This window comes from Alcaligenes nematophilus (assembly GCF_026344155.1).
Classification (GTDB): Bacteria; Pseudomonadota; Gammaproteobacteria; order Burkholderiales; family Burkholderiaceae_B; genus Alcaligenes; species Alcaligenes phenolicus.
This window is the reverse complement of the sequence record NZ_JAPKMZ010000006.1, coordinates 194,515-210,618: the sequence shown is the minus strand read 5'-3', so window position 1 is coordinate 210,618 and position 16,104 is coordinate 194,515. Positions and strand designations below refer to the sequence as shown.

Genomic DNA, 16,104 nt, shown 5'->3' with positions numbered 1-16,104 from the left:
CATGGCCTTGCCGCAAGCAGCCCGCCAGGGCTATGACGATGTGGTGCTGGTCGCCCCGGTGACCATCCCCTACGAGCGCCATTCCGAGCAGACCGCGCATTGGTGGCTGGGTGCGGCATTGGGCCAGTTGCTGGCCCAGTCCGGCCTGAAAAAAGCCGACGTCGATGGTGTGTGTGTATCCAGCTTCACGCTGGGTTCGGACACTGCCGTAGGCGTGATGCAGCATTTTCAGATGAGCCCACGCTGGCTGGACCATATCCCCATGGGTGGGGCCAGCGGTGTGGTGGCCATGCGTCGTGCGGCCCGCGCCGTGCAGTGTGGCGATGCGTCCATCGTGGCGTGTATTGCGGGTGATACCAACCACCGTGAATCCTTCAAGAACACGGTGTCGGGCTTCTCGCGTTTCTCGCAGGATGCCGTCTACCCATACGGTGCTGGTGGCCCCAACGCCAGCTTTGCGCTGCTGACGGACTACTACATGCGTCACTACGGTGCCACGCGTGAAGATTTCGGCAAGCTGTGCGTCGCCCAGCGCGATAATGCGCTGCGCAACCCGCATGCCCTGATGAAAAAACCGCTGACGCTGGAACAGTACATGGAGGCGCGCGTCATTGCTGACCCCATCCACTTGTTTGACTGCGTGATGCCGTGTGCTGGAGCCGAAGGCTATCTGGTCATGCGTCGTGAACAGGCCGAAGCACTGGGCCTGCCTTATGTGCGTATCCGTTCTACCATCGAGCGTCACAACGCTTTCCCTGAAGACCCTGTGCAGCATCGCGGTGGCTGGGCCATGGACAAGGATGCGTTCTACGAACATGCGGGCCTCACCCCGGCAGACGTGGATTTCATGGAAACCTACGATGACTACCCCGTCATCAACGTCCTGCAGTTTGAAGACCTGGGATTCTGCGCCAAGGGCGAAGGCCCTGAGTTCATCCGCAAGAACACCTTTACCGTGGACGGCAGCTTTCCCTTCAATACCAGCGGCGGACAGCTATCGGTAGGCCAGGCCGGTGCAGCAGGCGGCTACCTGGGACTGGTTCAGGCCTTGCGCCAATTGACGGATACCGCAGGCGACACGCAAGTGGCCAATGCCCGCATCGGCCTGGTGTCCGGCTTTGGCATGATTAATTACGACCGCGGCATTTGTACTGCTGCGGCCTTGCTGGAACGGGGGCAGTCATGAGCGACACCCAAATCTTGCCACCGGGTGCACGCAGCGCCACGGCAGCCGGACTGACCGAAGCCGCCCAACGCGGCGAATTCGCCCTGCAAGTGTGCCCGTCCTGCGGCACGGTGCAGTATCCCGCCCGCGATGTGTGCGGCCATTGCTTGCACACGACGCTGAACTGGCAGGCCGTTGCCGACACGGGTGTTCTGCAGGCCACGACCACCTTGCATCACAGCAATGAACCCTACTTTCAGGCACGACTGCCCTGGCGTATCGGCACAGTTGCCCTGGATTGCGGCCCTTTTGCCATCGCCCACTTGCCCGAAGGCGGGCAGGCGGACGAGAAAGTGCGCCTGAGTCTGGAGCTGGATGCTGGCGGCGTAGCCGTGCTGGTGGCGCGCCCTGCGCCCTGAATTAGCCTGGAGACAATCAAGATGACACAAGCTCAATACACCGCCATTGTGACGGGCGGCAGCACCGGTATTGGTGAAGACATTTGCCGCAAGATGCTGGATCAGGGTTACACCGTGATCAGCATGGCGCGCAATGTCCTGCCCTGGACGCACGAGCGTCTGCACTGCGTGCAGGTGGATTTGCTGGATGCAGCAGCAACCGAAAAAGCCGCCAAGGATATTGCCGAGCGCTTTGAAGTGACCCACTTCATCCACAACGCAGGCGTGATCTGGCCGGCCTTGCTGGACGAGGTCAAGCTGGAAGACTTGCAGGGTCTGACCCAGATTCACCTGGGTGCTGCCTTGCAGATTACCCAGGTGGTCGTTCCTGGCATGCGCGAGCGCCACTTTGGCCGCATCGTGCTGATGTCTTCGCGGGGTGCGCTGGGTCTGCAAACCCGTACTGCCTATGCCGCTACCAAGGCTGGCATGTTGGGTATGGCCCGTACCTGGGCGCTGGAACTGGCGGACCAAGGCATTACCGTCAACGTGATTGCCCCCGGTCCCATCACTACCAATATGTTCTACGACGTGGTCGAAGCCGGTAGCGAGCGCGAAGCCAAGCTGGCTGCCGCGATCCCTGTGAAGCGTCTGGGCCGTGCGGATGACATCAGCCGCGCCACCCTGTTCTTCTCGGACCCTGAAAACAGCTTCATCACGGGTCAGACCCTGTATGTCTGCGGTGGTGCCAGCGTGGGTACGCTGACGATCTGATTGATGGGCAAGGGGACTGCCCGTGATCGCGCTTTGAGTGCGTTCAGGAGCGAGTCCATTTGCTTGACGGCATATAAAACCCCCTTGGTTTTCCAAGGGGGTTTTTGCTTTTGGATGGCACAGCCCCCTTGATGGACTATCTGTTCCAGCATGTCTGACGGCGAGTGTCGTTTAAACAAACGGCTGAAGGGACCGTCTTGATTGGTGGCGGCTGGTCAGCGGTGCCGGGATTTTTTGCTGCCTAAGTTTTTTTCTTTGTCGCAGAGGCCGATTTTGGCTTTTTATCCCCGGTTTTTGGTGTCAAAAGTTGCTGTTTCAGGCTTGCTCGCATCGCATGGAAGTATGTCCAACACGTGAGAGGCCTGTTCATTTTCGGCTCTCTTTTTGTCACATGAAACACCTGGGCCTCAGGGTTTGGCTACCGGTCCGGATGCTGCCTGATTGCTAGTGGGCTGATTCTTTTATTGCCCTTCTTAAAGCCAATGTTCGCCTGCTCGACATTGCGCCAAGCCATGACTCACGCCTGTTCCGGCAGTTTTTATCAGCTCTTGCACAGGACAAGCGAGGCAGTTTGTGACCGTATTTCTTGCTATGTGAGATAGAAACCACGATTCCATGATTTTGGATGGAATTAAGGGTTTCTTTCTATTTACCTGGATTTGTTCATCTATAAACTATTTAGAACAGAAATATAACAATGCGCGTCGATTTTTCGGGGTGCATGATGACCCAAAAAACGGGCCTTCGCTGGCCAAAAAGAGTGGAGCTGTAATGAACGACGATCTGCCAGGAATGGAGCTGGTGCGTTCACGTGGAGTAGTACGAGTTGTAGAGACAATTCTGGATGCTGCCTGTGTGGTCATCTTGATCCTGATGACAGGGATCACTACCGTGGACGTGATAGGCCGGTATGTATTTCACGCCCCTTTGCTGGGCGCTTATGAAGCCAGCGAACTCTTGCTGGGCGTGCTGATTTTTGCGGCCTTGCCGCGTGTTACCTGGCACCAGCAACACCTGACCGTCAGTTTGATTGACGCCTGGCTAGGTCCAGTGGCGCGTCGTATCCAGCAATTCGTGATCAATGTGGTCTCTACCGTCATGCTGGCCGTGCTGACTGTCTACCTGTGGAGTCACGCCAACGAGCTGGCCGACTACGGCGATATGAGCAACGCCTTGCAAGTGCCTATTGCCCCGTTTGCCTACATCATCGCCACCATGACCGGCATTGCCACTGTGGCTTCCCTGTTCAAGATTTTTAGCTCTCCAAGCCGATAAAGACGGAGTTTTTTCATGTTGATTTCTATTATCGGACTGGCTGTCCTTCTGGGTAGCTTATTTCTGGGTTTGCCCATTGCCTGGGGCATGTTGCTGGTTGGTACGCTGGGTTTTGCCTTCTTTACCGGCATGGAAGCGGCCTTGACCATGGCGGCGCAGACCAGCTACGACACGGCCATGAGCTACAGCTTTACCGTGCTGCCGCTGTTCATCTTGATGGGTAATCTGGTCAATGCCTCGGGCTTGTCCAAGGACCTGTACAAAGCCGCTCACGCCTTTATTGGCCACCTGCGTGGTGGTCTGGCGATGGCCACGATTGTTGCCTGTGGTGCCTTTAGTGCACTCTGTGGCTCCAGTATGGCCACCACCGCAGCCATGGGTCGTGTGGCCATGCCCAATATGCGCAAGTACAACTACGACGACCGTCTGGCTACCGGCAGTATTGCGGCAGGCGGCACGCTGGGCATTCTGATTCCACCCAGCGTGATGATGGTGGTCTACGGGATTCTGACCGAAACCGACATTGGCAAGCTGTTTGCGGCAGGCTTTTTGCCCGGCATGATCGCCATGCTGATGTACCTGATCACGGTGATGATCATTACCGCGATCAACCCGAATCTGGGCCGTCCTGGCGAAAAAGCTAGCTGGCGCGAGCGCTTTGAGGCGACCAAAGGCGTGATGGCCATTACCGTGCTGTTCATCGTCATCATGGGCGGTATTTACGGGGGTGTCTTCACCCCGACAGAAGCGGCGGGTATTGGCGCTGCAGCGACCTTCTTGCTGACCCTGAAGCGTCGTGGCTGGCAGCCTCGCATGTACCTGACGGTGCTGATTGAAGCCGCTCAAACCACGGCCATCATGTTTGCTTTGGTGATTGGTGCGCTGGTCTTTACCAACTTCCTGACCGTGGCTGGTTTGCCTAATCAGTTGCTGGGTTTCATCCAGGGCATTGATGTGTCGCCCATTGTGGTGATTCTGATCATCTGCGCGATTTACCTGGTTCTGGGTTGTTTCCTGGAAACCATGTCCATGGTCATGCTGACGGTGCCTATCTTCTACCCGATTGTGGCCTCTCTGGGCTTTGATCTGGTGTGGTTCGGCATCATCGTGGTGGTGGCTGCTGAAATCAGTCTGATTACCCCTCCGTTGGGTCTGAACATTTTCATGATCAAGAACGTGATGCCCGATGTTCCTTTGGGCACCATTATTCGGGGTGTGACTCCCTTTGTAATGATGGATATCGTGCGTTTGCTCTTGCTGGTGTTTGTCCCCTGGATTGTTCTGGTTGTCCCGAACAGTATGTAAACCCGGCCCGGATGCAGTTGTGATCCGGGCAGCAGTAAAGCCGCCGGGTGTGCAGGTCCAGGACCTGCTTAACGTCCCATCAAGTGGCCAAGACGCCGGGCTGTAGTGGCCCGGCAGCAAAATAATTTACGAGGAGTCGAGATGCGTGTTTTCAAAAAATTGGCCTTGAGCCTGGGCCTGGCTGCAGCAGCCCTGGCACCGACCATGCCTTCGGTTGCGGCTGAAGTTACCACCCTGCGGTTTTCCCAGTGGATGCCTCCAGGCCACTTTATTGTGACCAATATGTTCGAGCCCTGGGCCCAGGAAGTGGAAAAAGCCACGGAAGGTCGCGTGAAGGTGGAATTCATCAACGCGCTGGGCAAGCCTCAGGCTCACCTGGATCTGGTGCGTAACGGTATTGCTGATATGGGCATGTCGGTACACAGCTACACGGCTAACCGCTTCCCGCTGATCGAATTTGCTGAACTGCCTTTCACCACGGATGATGGCGGAGTGAACTCGGTTGCCTACTGGCGCACCTACGAAAAATTCATGATGGGTGCCAACGAGCACAGGGGCGTGAAACTGCTGGGTATGTGGACCAGCCCCGCGACCGTTATTTTCACCAGCCAGGACAATGTGCAAAGCATTGACGATTTGAAAGGCAAGAAGCTGCGCTCGCCTAGCCCCTTGTTTGATGCCATCGGTAAAGCGCTGGGTATCGTGACCGTGAACGCGCCTGCATCGGACAGCTACGAAATGCTGTCGCGTGGTGTGATCGATGGTATGTACTTCCAGTACGACCAATTGGATAACTGGAAACTGGACAAGCTGGTCAAGACTGCCGTGTCCGTGGAAGGTGGTTTTGGCAAATCCAGCCAGTACATGTTCATGAACGAGCGCAAGTGGAAGAGTCTGTCGGAAGCCGACCGTGCTGCTATCGAGAAAATCAGCGGCGAATGGATTGCCAATGACTTCGGTTCCAAGTGGCAAGTGGCTGAGCAACAGGCCATTGAAAAGCACACTGCAGCTGGCTTGAAGACCCTGCGCATTGAAGGTGCAGCGGCTGATCAGCTGAAAGAGCGTCTGGCCTTTGTTGAAGAAGACTGGATCAAGGCCGCTGACAAGAAGGGCATCGACGGTAAAGCTGCGCTGGCCTACTTCCGCGAGCAGATCAAAGAGCTGAGCGCTGCCAAGTAATACGCAGCAAGAGACTCACTACAGTCTTGGCCCCGCTTTCCTTTGGGAGAGCGGGGTTTTTTATTTGTAGTGATCTATGCCTGAACAAGCTGGACACACACTCGGGTTTGACGGTGTTTTTAACTATGCTGGCTTATTGAAGAAGTACGGTTGGAGATTGATGAAATCGCGTGCCTTGTTAAGGTCATGCATCAACCTGCGCGGTTCGCCTTTATATTTGTTGCTCAAGGCCAAAGCCGAACGGTTGCCCACTCCAGGCCTTGCGCATTACGGGTGTAGCGCAAACGCTTGTGATTTCGGTCTGATGCACCCTGCCAGAACTCCACTATGTGAGGGGTAAGTGCATAGACGCGCCAGCCTGGTTCCACATGATCGGGATGAGTATCCAAATAAACCTGTGCTTCCTTCAAGCGCTGATGAAGTTCAGTCTCATCGTGCAGAACTTCGCTTTGCCTGGACGCAATCGCACTGGCGCGTGAGCCTAGGGGCCGGCCTAGAAAATCGTCAGCACAAATCTGTTCCGGCAAAAGATGAACATGACCACGCAGGCGAATTTGCTTGCCTAGTGCAGGCCAGTAAAAAGTCAGTGCTGCCTGAGGGTGATAATCCAACTGCCGGGCCTTGGGGCTATTGCCCTTAAGCGCAAAATGCCAGCCTTCCGCGTCCACATTCTTCAAAATAAGCACGCGAGCATCAGGCCAGCCGTGTTCGTCTACCGTGGACAAGGTCATGGCATGTGGTTCTCTAATCCCTGCAGCTAAGGCCTCGTTTAGCCACAAGGCAAATGCTTGCTCCGGAGTTGCTGGCATGTCAGCCAAATCCAGCTCTGGCAAAGGGGCTTTCAAAGAGGGAATCTGACGTAGCGTGTCCTTGATGGAAGCGCCGCAAGAAGCAGATGAAGACATACAGCTTGCCTGTTAAAAAATCGTCGACTTCTGAGCGTCTGCTCAAAGCACCATACTATTGATTTTCACCAGGCATCGTCAAGAAACAGACATGGCTAAAAGGCGGTTCTTTTCATAGTCCGAGGGGGGGCAAATTAGTAGCCTGTGCGGTTGGGCTGAGGTATCGGAGCAGTCATCTACTAACAGCGTAATCGCTCTAAGGCTTGGCTGGAGGAGCCCCCGTCTCCAGGTCATAGTGCTGATTGACGGCATATTCATTGATCACCGCCTTGCTGCGGAAGTATCGGGCCATGGCTTTGGGGTCAAAGTGCATATCGAAGCGATCCCGCGAACGCAACGTGGGCAGGAAAAAATACTTGGGTAGTTTTACGTGATGACGCTGATGCTTGTGGGCATCGGCCAAGATAGCGCGTCGTACCTGATCCTGCTCCCAGGTGCCGTGATAGCTGCGCAGCATTAATCCGCTGGATACCAGCCATAGCGTGCCGCAGGCCCCCAAGGTTACTAACAGGTTGCGCTGCATAGGTATAGCGCGTTGCCCTTGCGCCAATAAATCATGTCCGTAAATAGACAAGGCCACCAGCAGATACATCAAGCCGCCATTCAAGGCTCGCTTGGGGATATTAGGTGCCAGAACCAGAATGGCATTGGCCAGAAGTGATGCGCCAATGAGCAGCCACATTGCCCGGCGTACAGATTCAGAAGACGCAGGCCCTATGGCAAAGCGCCAAACCAGCATCACTAGAATCACCCCCCAGTACCGCAATAGGGCGTCCGGGAAACGACGACCAAAATGCTCCCCAATGCGCCATAAGAAAGGCTGGTCATACCAATGAGCAAAGACCTCTGCGCGTGCTTGATTGCCCGGCGCCAGGACCAGCACGGCGACTCCCAGCCCCATACAGAGCAACCAAACCAGATGCCATGAACCGAGCGAACCTGTGCGCTGAAAGTGCCTTAGGCCCAGATACGCCAGCAAACACCAGCTGATAATGCCGGTGTTTTCATTGGAACAACCGGCCAGTAGGCCCAGAAGGCAGAGCGCCAAGCCTGTGATCACAGAGGGCTTGCCCTTTTGCAAGTAGTAAATAAAGGCCAGCACAAAACCAAAGTTGAACAGATTGGGCCACAGGTAGTTGGCGGCGCCTACCAACCAGAATGTGGTTTGCCCCAGATGGGGGTTGACCAGCCAATACAAGGTGAACACCAGCAGCAGTAAAGACGGGCGCAAGGCTCGTCCGGCCAGTTGGGCCCCCAGTGCTGTCAGTACCGTGACCAGGCCAAACAGGGCCGCTGTATTCAGTGTGGCTTTCAGCCATCCCGGAGCCAGCGTGAGCATGGCGCTGGAGAGCGTATCCGAGACCAGACGACCGCTCCATTGCAGATAATGTTGCTTGATCGACGTCCATGCAATGCCTTTGTTGGCGTAATTGAAGTCGTCCGAGATCATGGGGGTGAGCCAATAAATGGCCCACGTAGCCATCACGGCCAGCACCGCAAAAGTAATAAAGGCCGAGGCACCAAAACGGCGGCCAAGCAAAGGCTGGCTGAATCGGGATTCAGCAAAAGAGAGAGTTGGGCTCATCGAGATGAAGCGGCGTGTTTGTGGCCAGGTCCACGACGACGGTATTACACATCGCTCGCCGTCCTGGGTGTTCAGGCCCAGGTGATATTGATTATTTACTGGGTGGGAAGCGAGGAATTATCTCAGATACCCGTTGAAACACAGCGTTTAACGGCCTTACTGATCGTCATCCTTTAAATCTAAACCAAATCGGGGTTTTCCCTGCTTTTGCGGCTTCTTGCGCTTATTGGCTAGGCGCTGCGCAAAGTGGATATACCGACAAAAAGAGCACTTCTACCATTGGCTCCATCGTCATACCTAAAAAACAAAAGGAGAACGGACGTGGGGGACATCAATAAAAAAATAGCAGCAGTGGTTCTGGGTGCAGGGGTATTGGGCGCAGGCCCGGCCTGTGCCATTGAGGGCAACGGCCTGCCTATTTATCCCGATGGTTTGGAAAACTTCATGAGTGGTGCCCTGCCGCCACCCGGAGTGCACTTGCTGATGTACGGCGGTGCCATGCGTTACGACTCGGTGCGTGACAAGAACGGCGACAAGTTGCCTATTCCTGACTTCAAGGTCGATGTGGCAATGGTTGCGCCGCGTCTGGTCTGGGTGACGGACCAGCAGGTGTTTGGCGGCCAATTGGCGTTCCACGCCCTGGCTCCCTTGCTGACCGTCAAGGCACAGGCCGCCGGTCAGTCCCAGCGCCGTAGCGGTCTGGGTGACGTGGTGTTTGGTCCGGCCTTGGGCTTTCACCCCAGCGAGAAGATGCACTACATCCTGGGAGTGGACTTTGTTGCCCCGACTGGCCGCTATAAAGTGACCGACAGCGCCAACCTGGGCCGCAACTACTGGGCCATTCAGCCCGCTGCTGCGTTCAGCTACATGCAGCCCAGCGGCATCAACCTGGATTTGAAGATGATGGTGGACTTCAACTTCCGCAACAGCGACACCGAAACGCGTACGGGTAAAGCCATTCACGCCGATTACGCCGTGGGTTGGGGCTTTGGCAATGGGCTGGTGCTGGGTGTGGGTGGTTACGCCTATCAACAGATTGAAAGCGACCGTGGCCCCATGGCCGGTGACAGCAAGGCTCGTGCCTTCGCCATTGGTCCCAGCCTGCGTTATGCCAATGACAAGGGTCTGCTGATTACGGCCAAGTACCAGCAGGATCTGGGCGTACGTGGTCGTCCCGAAGGAAAACAATTTTTTGTAAAAGTAGCGGTTCCGTTCTAAGGGCCCGCGGCAGGAGAGCGACATGAAAGGACTGAAGGATAAGGTAGTCATCGTTACCGGCGGCGCAACGCGTGTAGGCGCAGGTGTGGTCGAGGTGCTGATGGGCTACGGCGCACGTGTGGCCGTGTTTGATATTGATGCCGCAGGTGGCCAGAAAGCCGTAGGCAACGATGCCGCCAAAGCCAAATTCTGGGAAGTGGACATTACCAGCGATGACAGCCTGAATGCCGCCATCGAGCAGGTGCAGGCGCATTTTGGCCGTGTGGATGGTCTGGTCAATCTGGCCTGTTCCTATCTGGATGAAGGCATGGCGTCCAGCCGTGCTGACTGGCTCAAGGCTCTGGACATCAACCTGGTTAGCGCCGTGCAGGCGGCCAAGGCGGTGCGTCCCTTGTTGCCGCGTGGTGGTTCCATCGTCAACTTCACGTCGATCTCCTCCTCGATTGCTCAAACCGGGCGCTGGTTGTACCCGGTCTCCAAGGCTGCCTTGTTGCAACTGACACGCAGCATGGCGCTGGACTTTGCTCCAGACGGTATCCGCGTGAACTCGGTCTCGCCCGGCTGGATCTGGTCGCGCGTGATGGACGAGCTGACGGGCGGTGACCGTGCCAAGACCGACCGCGTGGCCTCGGCATTTCACATGCTGGGCCGCGTGGGCGATCCCCAGGAAGTGGGCGAAGTCGTGTCCTTCCTGCTCTCGGATTCCGCCAGTTTCGTGACCGGTGCCGATTACGCCGTGGATGGCGGCTACTCGGCCATGGGACCCGAGCAAGGTGTACCCGCCATTCCCAAATTGGCTGAATAAGAAAAACCAGGACGCCGCCGCAGTGGCGTCCTTAGCTCCCTCAGAAGGAAAAAATCATGCGTAAAGTTGCTATTGTGGGCGCTGGCCAGGCTGGCATGCCCGTTGCATTCGGTCTTTTGGCCAAGGGCTACGACGTAGCCGTTTTCACCAACCGCAGCCCCGACGATGTTCGTGGTGGCCGCGTGATGTCCAGCCAGTGCATGTTTGCCGAGGCGCTGGACGTAGAGCGCCGTCTGGGCCTGAATTTCTGGGACGACGAATGCCCGCCTGTACAAGGCATTGGCTTTGCTCTGCCCAACCCTGAACAGCCTGACACCAAAGCCGTGGACTGGAGCGGCCGTCTGGATCGTGAAGCCCAGGCAACTGACCAGCGCGTGAAAATGCCTTACTGGCTGGAACTGTTCGAGCAGCGTGGCGGCAAGCTGATCATGGAAGATGTGGGCGTGGCCGAACTGGAGCGCATCACCCAGGAGTACGACCTGACCATGCTGGCTGCCGGTAAAGGCGAAGTGGTCAAGTTGTTCGAGCGTGACGATCAGCGTTCCATGTACGACAAGCCTCAGCGCGCCCTGGCCCTGACCTATGTACATGGTCTGGAGCCTACGCCTGAATACTCGCGCGTGTCCTTTAACTTCATCCCCGGTGTGGGCGAATACTTTGTGTTCCCCTCGCTGACTCTGTCCGGTCCCTGCGACATCATGGTGTTCGAAGGCGTGCCCGGTGGCCCACTGGATCGTTTCCGCGATGCCAAGACGCCCGAAGCTCATTTGGAGCAAAGCGTTTCTTTCCTGCGCGAATTCCTGCCTTGGGAAGGCGATCGTGCCCGTAATGTGGAACTGACTGACGCTCAGGGTTACCTGTCCGGTGCTTTCCCTCCCACAGTTCGTAAACCTGTGCTGACGCTGCCTTCGGGCCGCATGGTGCTGGGTCTGGGTGATGCCGTGGTCGTGAACGACCCCATTACCGGCCAAGGTTCCAACAACGCCGCCAAAGCCGCCCAAGTGTATCTGGACAGCATTTTGCAACGTGGTGAAGGCGCGTTTGACCGTAACTGGATGCAGGAAACGTTCGAGCGTTACTGGGATTACGCCAATCTGGTGGTGCGCTGGACCAACTCCATGTTGAAGCCACCAACCGACTCTTCTTTTGCCTTGTTGACCTCGGCTCAGCAATCGCCCGCCCTGGCTCATTTCCTGGCCAACAGTTTCAACCACCCACCGGTTCTGTTCCCGGCCTGGGAAGATCTGAGTGCCGCTCAGGCATTGATCGAGAAGACTCGCAGCCAATCTGTGGCTGCCTGATAGATAGTATTCAAGGAGACGTATCATGACCCCCACCGCAACGCTGCAAGACTCCTCGTCCCAAACCGCTGCCCAGCGGCAGGCCGTGTCTGCCCAAGCGTTGGCAGCCGCTGACGCCAAACCCACACCGTCCAATCTGAATGTGGTCGATAGCCGTGCGTTTCGCCAGGCACTGGGCCATTTTCCAACGGGTGTGGCCATTGTCACGACTCGTTGTCCCGATGGCCGGGCGGTGGGTCTGACCATCAACTCCTTTACGTCCCTGTCGCTGGAGCCGCCCCTGGTGATGTGGAGCCTGGTGAATCACTCGCCCAGCCTGGAAATTTTCGAGAAGTGCAGCCACTTTGCGATCAACGTGATCAGCCAGGAACAAGTGCCCGTGGCCCTGGGGTTTGCCAACTCCCAGGTCAAGGACAAGTTTGCCCTGGTCTCGCATGTGGATGGTGAAGAAGGCGTGCCTTTGCTGGACGACTGTGTGGCGACCTTTGTGTGCGAGAACTACCGTCAGCATGAAGGTGGCGACCACACCTTGTTTATTGGCCGTGTGGTGCGCCACACCACGCTGACCGAACACGAGCCTGCGGTGTTTCACCGTGGCCGTTTCGCCAACCTGACCACGCCTAGCGGAGACCGTTGAAATGAGTGATGCGCACAGCGCTGATGTAGTCATTGTCGGCAGCGGGATGAACTCCCTGACCTGTGCCGCCTTGTTGGCCCAACGTGGCTTGTCGGTGACAGTGCTGGAGCGCAATGCGGTGGCCGGGGGCTGCATCCGTACGCAAGAGCTGTTCCCCGGTTTTACCCATGATGTTCTGTCCAGTTGGTATCCCTTGTTCATGGGCGGTGCATCCTATGCCACTTTGGCTGAACCCTTGGCCAAAGCCGGTCTGGAGTTTGTCAAAGGCGAATACAGCACGGGTCTGGCCATTCCTGGTGGCCCGTCGCTGGCCTTGCGTCAGGATATGGACGACACCGTACGTCGCTTCAATGACTTGATGCCGGGTGAAGGCGATGCCTTGGGTGCCATGGCGGCTCGCATGTTTGGCCCGGATGCCGGTTTGGTATTTGGCTTGCTGGGCGGTGAGCCTTACCGTTGGCCCATGGCCAAACTGGCCTTTGGTGCCTGGCGCGAACGGGGTCTGGATGGCTTGATGTCCTTTGGCTCGCAAGCGCTGGAAAGCTTTCGGCGCTGGGCCATGCGCGAACTGCGCAGCGACCTGGCCCGCGCCATGATTGCGCCCTGGGTATTGCATAGCGGCCTGGGCCCGGATGAAGCCAGCTCGGCCCTGATCGGCAAGCTGACGTTCAGTGCCGTGGTCAGTGGCGGTATGCCTGTCGTCAAAGGTGGCAGTTATCAGATTGTGAAAGCCTTTACCCGCATTATTGAAGAAGCAGGTGGGGTGGTACTGACCAATTCCCATGTGGATCGCGTGCTGGTGGAAGGCAATAAAGCCACCGGCGTGTGTGTGGGTACGCAGCGCTATCTGGCCCGCCGTGCGGTGGTCTGCAATGTGACGCCCGGTCAGCTGTACGGCGACTTGTTGCCGGAAGTAGAACCCGAGCTGTTGAAGTCCGCCCAGGATTATCACTATGGTCGGGGCGGCATGCAGATACACTTTGCCTTGAATTCCCCGCCCGACTGGCTTGACCCGGAACTGCGCCATGTCCCTATGGTGCATGTGACGGAAAGCATGGAGCAGGTGTGCTCTTCGGTGGTGACGGCCAGCAATGGCTATCTGCCTGCCAAACCGACCTTGGCCGTGGGCCAGCCGGTGGCGGTGGATGTGACTCGTGCACTGGAAGGGCACTGGATTCTATGGGTACAAATGCAGGAGCTGCCGCGTCACATCAAAGGCGATGAAGCGGGCGAGATTCCTGTGCCAGCGGATGGACGCTGGAACGAAGCCGTGCGCGAGGCGATGGCCGATCGCGTTCAGGCCCGTCTGGAAACCGTCATGCCTGGCCTGGCTGCCAAGATTATCGGGCGTCGTAGTGTCAGCCCGGCGGATCTGGAAGCCTTGAACATGAATCTGGTGGGGGGCGATCCGTATAGCGGGGTGTGCTCACCGGATCAGTTCTTTTTCATGCGTCCTTTTGCAGGACACAAGAACGCGCGCAGTGGCACCACGCCCTGGCGCAATCTGCATCAAATTGGTGCGTCGGTGCATCCAGGCCCTGGCCTGGGTGGTCAATCCGGCTATCTGGCAGCCCAGCGTATCTTGAAGGGGTGAGAGGACGGGTGAGGCGGTCAGCTTAGTGCTGGCCGCCGCGCACTCGTTGCAGGGTCTCGCTAGGCGTTTCGCCAAAGCGGCTGCGGTATTCGGCGCTGAAACGGCCCTGGTGTGCAAAGCCCCAGCGCATGGCCAGGTCGGCCAGCGTCAGGTGAGGTTCGTTGGAATGGATCAGTTCGTGGCGCAGACGGTCCAGACGAACCTGACGCAGGTACTGCATGGGGCTGACGCCGTAGTGGTCTCGGAAGGCTTGCTGCAAGGTGCGGGAGCTCACGCCCGCAATGGTGCTGAGTTCGTCTACCGTGACCGGCAAATGAGCCTGCTCATGCAAATGGCTGGCTACTTTCTTCAAATGGCGCGGCAGGATGCGAGTGGGGTTCAGGGCCTGAATCTGAGTCGGCGGGTGCAGATCCAGCAAGGTTGTCACCGCCAATTGCTCCAGCTGGTTGATAATCAACGGCGAGCGGCGAATGTCTTCGTAGTTGCGTGCACAGTCCAGCACGTAGCGCAGCATGATTTGCCAGGAAGGCTGGGTATGCGCCTCCAGGCGTACCGGAAACAGCAAACCTTGCGGGCCTACGTCCAGGCCCATGCCACGGGCAGCCTGTTCCACCAGATTGCGGTCTATCTTGAGCATTAATTGCTCATTATTGGCGTGCCAGACCATGTCCACATCCTCGTTGGGATTCAGGATCGTGGCGGCGTAGGGACTGGAGTCCACGGTTTGGCCACCGCAGCGAATTTTGGCGGTGCCGTATTGGGGCATCTGGACCAGGTAGAAACCGGCCAGGTGTTCAGGTTGTATGTGTACGTCGGCGCCATAGCCCAGGCGGCTCAAGGCGACCTGACCAAACTGGGCGTGACGCAGCCGGGTTTGCAGGGTCTGATCGGCACGTAGCTGCTTGAGCTGGTGCGACTTGAACATATCGCTGACAGATTTGCGCACGTGTTCCAGGTCAGCAGAAGCTACACGTGCCCAGTGATCGGGCTTATTTTCCATGTTTCATGTGCCTAGATGGTTCTGAAAGGCAGGAAGGATACGTAAAACCTTGAGTTTCAACGGTTTGCAGCGGCTTTATTTTAGTTGTAAAGTATATCAGTGGGCCACCGGGATTTCCCGCAGTCCCGTTTAGTTTGTTGTGTTTATTAACAGAGAGAACCGTGCAGAAAGACTTTCACTTCTACGAACCCACACAAGGCCATGGACTGCGCCACGACCCGATCAGTTCTATTGTGGGTCCCCGTGTCATCGGCTGGATTGGCACCAAAAGCAAGGAAGGTGTGCTGAACCTGGCTCCATACAGCTTCTGCAACGTGTTCAACTATCGCCCGCCTGTCATCGCTTTTTCCAGCGTGGGCTACAAAGACAGCGTGCGTAACGCAATTGAAACCGGCGTCTTTACCTGGAACCTGGCTACCCGTGATCTGGCCGAACCCATGAACATGACCAGCCTGGAACAAGATGTGCGCGAGTTTGAAGTCGCGGGCCTGACGCCTGTGGATTCCCGCCTGATTGATGCCCCCCGCGTGGGCGAGAGCCATGCCTCGCTGGAGTGCAAGGTGACGACGCACTTTCAGCTGAAAGACTCGGAAGGTAAGGATCTGAACACCTGGATGGTGCTGGGCGAAGTGGTAGGTGTGCATGTGTCGCCCAACAGCATCGTGGACGGCATTTACCGTACCGCGATCCCACGTCCGATTCTGCGTGGTGGTGGTCCTGGCGATTACTTTGAGATTACGGACTTGGCCTTGTTTGATATGCCACGTCCCAAGTCCTGATAGCAGGGCTGTAGTCAGAAGCCGCTGGTTGGCGGCTTCATTAGGATGGTTGCAAATGCATAACGGCGCCGCAAGGCGCCGTTTGCTTTATGTCTGCTCAGAGTGTGGCCGAAGTCTTTGGGCTGTTTTACCTGCTGATATACATTCGGCTGTCTGGCGATCCGGCGATCCGGCGGCCCGGCGA

General features: G+C 57.0%; 15 protein-coding genes. 12 read left to right on the top strand and 3 right to left on the bottom strand.

The window, feature by feature from the left end; genetic code table 11:
- The first annotated feature begins 1 nt into the window (after position 1).
- The 6 genes from OSH04_RS16530 (at position 2) to OSH04_RS16505 (ending at position 6,096) form a co-directional block, all read left to right on the top strand.
- Positions 2-1,186, top strand: a complete 1,185-nt coding sequence (locus tag OSH04_RS16530; protein WP_083055163.1) for a thiolase family protein — start codon at positions 2-4, stop codon at positions 1,184-1,186.
- Complete coding sequence (locus OSH04_RS16525) at positions 1,183-1,584, top strand: Zn-ribbon domain-containing OB-fold protein (RefSeq protein ID WP_026483927.1); 402 nt, start codon at positions 1,183-1,185, stop codon at positions 1,582-1,584. Before OSH04_RS16530 ends, OSH04_RS16525 begins: the two co-directional genes overlap by 4 nt.
- Positions 1,585-1,605: 21 nt before the next feature.
- Positions 1,606-2,337: an SDR family NAD(P)-dependent oxidoreductase gene (locus tag OSH04_RS16520; protein ID WP_266108885.1), complete on the top strand. Its 732-nt coding sequence runs from the start codon at positions 1,606-1,608 to the stop codon at positions 2,335-2,337.
- Positions 2,338-3,108: 771 nt separating this feature from the next.
- Positions 3,109-3,612: a TRAP transporter small permease gene (locus tag OSH04_RS16515; RefSeq protein WP_009464436.1), complete on the top strand. Its 504-nt coding sequence runs from the start codon at positions 3,109-3,111 to the stop codon at positions 3,610-3,612.
- 15 nt (positions 3,613-3,627) lie between these two features.
- On the top strand, positions 3,628-4,917 hold the full coding sequence (locus tag OSH04_RS16510) for a TRAP transporter large permease (RefSeq protein WP_021447142.1): 1,290 nt from the start codon (positions 3,628-3,630) through the stop codon (positions 4,915-4,917).
- Between the two features lie 141 nt (positions 4,918-5,058).
- The gene (locus OSH04_RS16505) at positions 5,059-6,096 is read left to right on the top strand and encodes a TRAP transporter substrate-binding protein (protein WP_035269350.1); all 1,038 of its coding nucleotides are present in this window, start codon (positions 5,059-5,061) and stop codon (positions 6,094-6,096) included.
- 224 nt (positions 6,097-6,320) lie between these two features.
- Here the strand turns inward: OSH04_RS16505 and OSH04_RS16500 are convergent, their stop codons facing one another.
- Positions 6,321-7,001, bottom strand: a complete 681-nt coding sequence (locus OSH04_RS16500) for a pyridoxine/pyridoxamine 5'-phosphate oxidase (RefSeq protein WP_266108883.1) — start codon at positions 6,999-7,001, stop codon at positions 6,321-6,323.
- A 196-nt stretch (positions 7,002-7,197) separates the two neighbouring features.
- On the bottom strand, positions 7,198-8,586 hold the full coding sequence (locus OSH04_RS16495) for a DUF6056 family protein (RefSeq protein WP_266108881.1): 1,389 nt from the start codon (positions 8,584-8,586) through the stop codon (positions 7,198-7,200).
- A 330-nt stretch (positions 8,587-8,916) separates the two neighbouring features.
- Here OSH04_RS16495 and OSH04_RS16490 point away from each other — a divergent pair, with 330 nt between their 5' ends.
- From OSH04_RS16490 to OSH04_RS16470, 5 genes are read left to right on the top strand one after another with little or no spacing between them, the layout of a single operon-like run.
- A complete protein-coding gene (locus tag OSH04_RS16490; protein WP_035269964.1) occupies positions 8,917-9,804 on the top strand; it encodes a SphA family protein in 888 nt (295 codons plus the stop codon).
- 22 nt (positions 9,805-9,826) lie between these two features.
- Positions 9,827-10,609: an SDR family oxidoreductase gene (locus OSH04_RS16485; RefSeq protein ID WP_035269344.1), complete on the top strand. Its 783-nt coding sequence runs from the start codon at positions 9,827-9,829 to the stop codon at positions 10,607-10,609.
- A gap of 56 nt (positions 10,610-10,665) precedes the next feature.
- Entirely contained in the window at positions 10,666-11,910 is a 1,245-nt protein-coding gene (locus tag OSH04_RS16480) for a styrene monooxygenase/indole monooxygenase family protein (protein ID WP_009461224.1), read from the top strand.
- A 25-nt stretch (positions 11,911-11,935) separates the two neighbouring features.
- Positions 11,936-12,547: a flavin reductase family protein gene (locus OSH04_RS16475; protein WP_009461223.1), complete on the top strand. Its 612-nt coding sequence runs from the start codon at positions 11,936-11,938 to the stop codon at positions 12,545-12,547.
- 1 nt (position 12,548) lies between these two features.
- On the top strand, positions 12,549-14,141 hold the full coding sequence (locus OSH04_RS16470; RefSeq protein ID WP_266108879.1) for a phytoene desaturase family protein: 1,593 nt from the start codon (positions 12,549-12,551) through the stop codon (positions 14,139-14,141).
- Between the two features lie 22 nt (positions 14,142-14,163).
- On the opposite strand, the gene OSH04_RS16465 is transcribed toward OSH04_RS16470, so the two are convergent.
- Positions 14,164-15,141 carry an AraC family transcriptional regulator gene (locus OSH04_RS16465; protein WP_266108877.1) on the bottom strand — a complete coding sequence of 326 codons (978 nt, stop codon included), beginning with the start codon at positions 15,139-15,141 and terminating at the stop codon, positions 14,164-14,166.
- Between the two features lie 161 nt (positions 15,142-15,302).
- Here OSH04_RS16465 and OSH04_RS16460 point away from each other — a divergent pair, with 161 nt between their 5' ends.
- Complete coding sequence (locus OSH04_RS16460; RefSeq protein WP_035269337.1) at positions 15,303-15,920, top strand: flavin reductase family protein; 618 nt, start codon at positions 15,303-15,305, stop codon at positions 15,918-15,920.
- Positions 15,921-16,104: the final 184 nt, after the last annotated feature.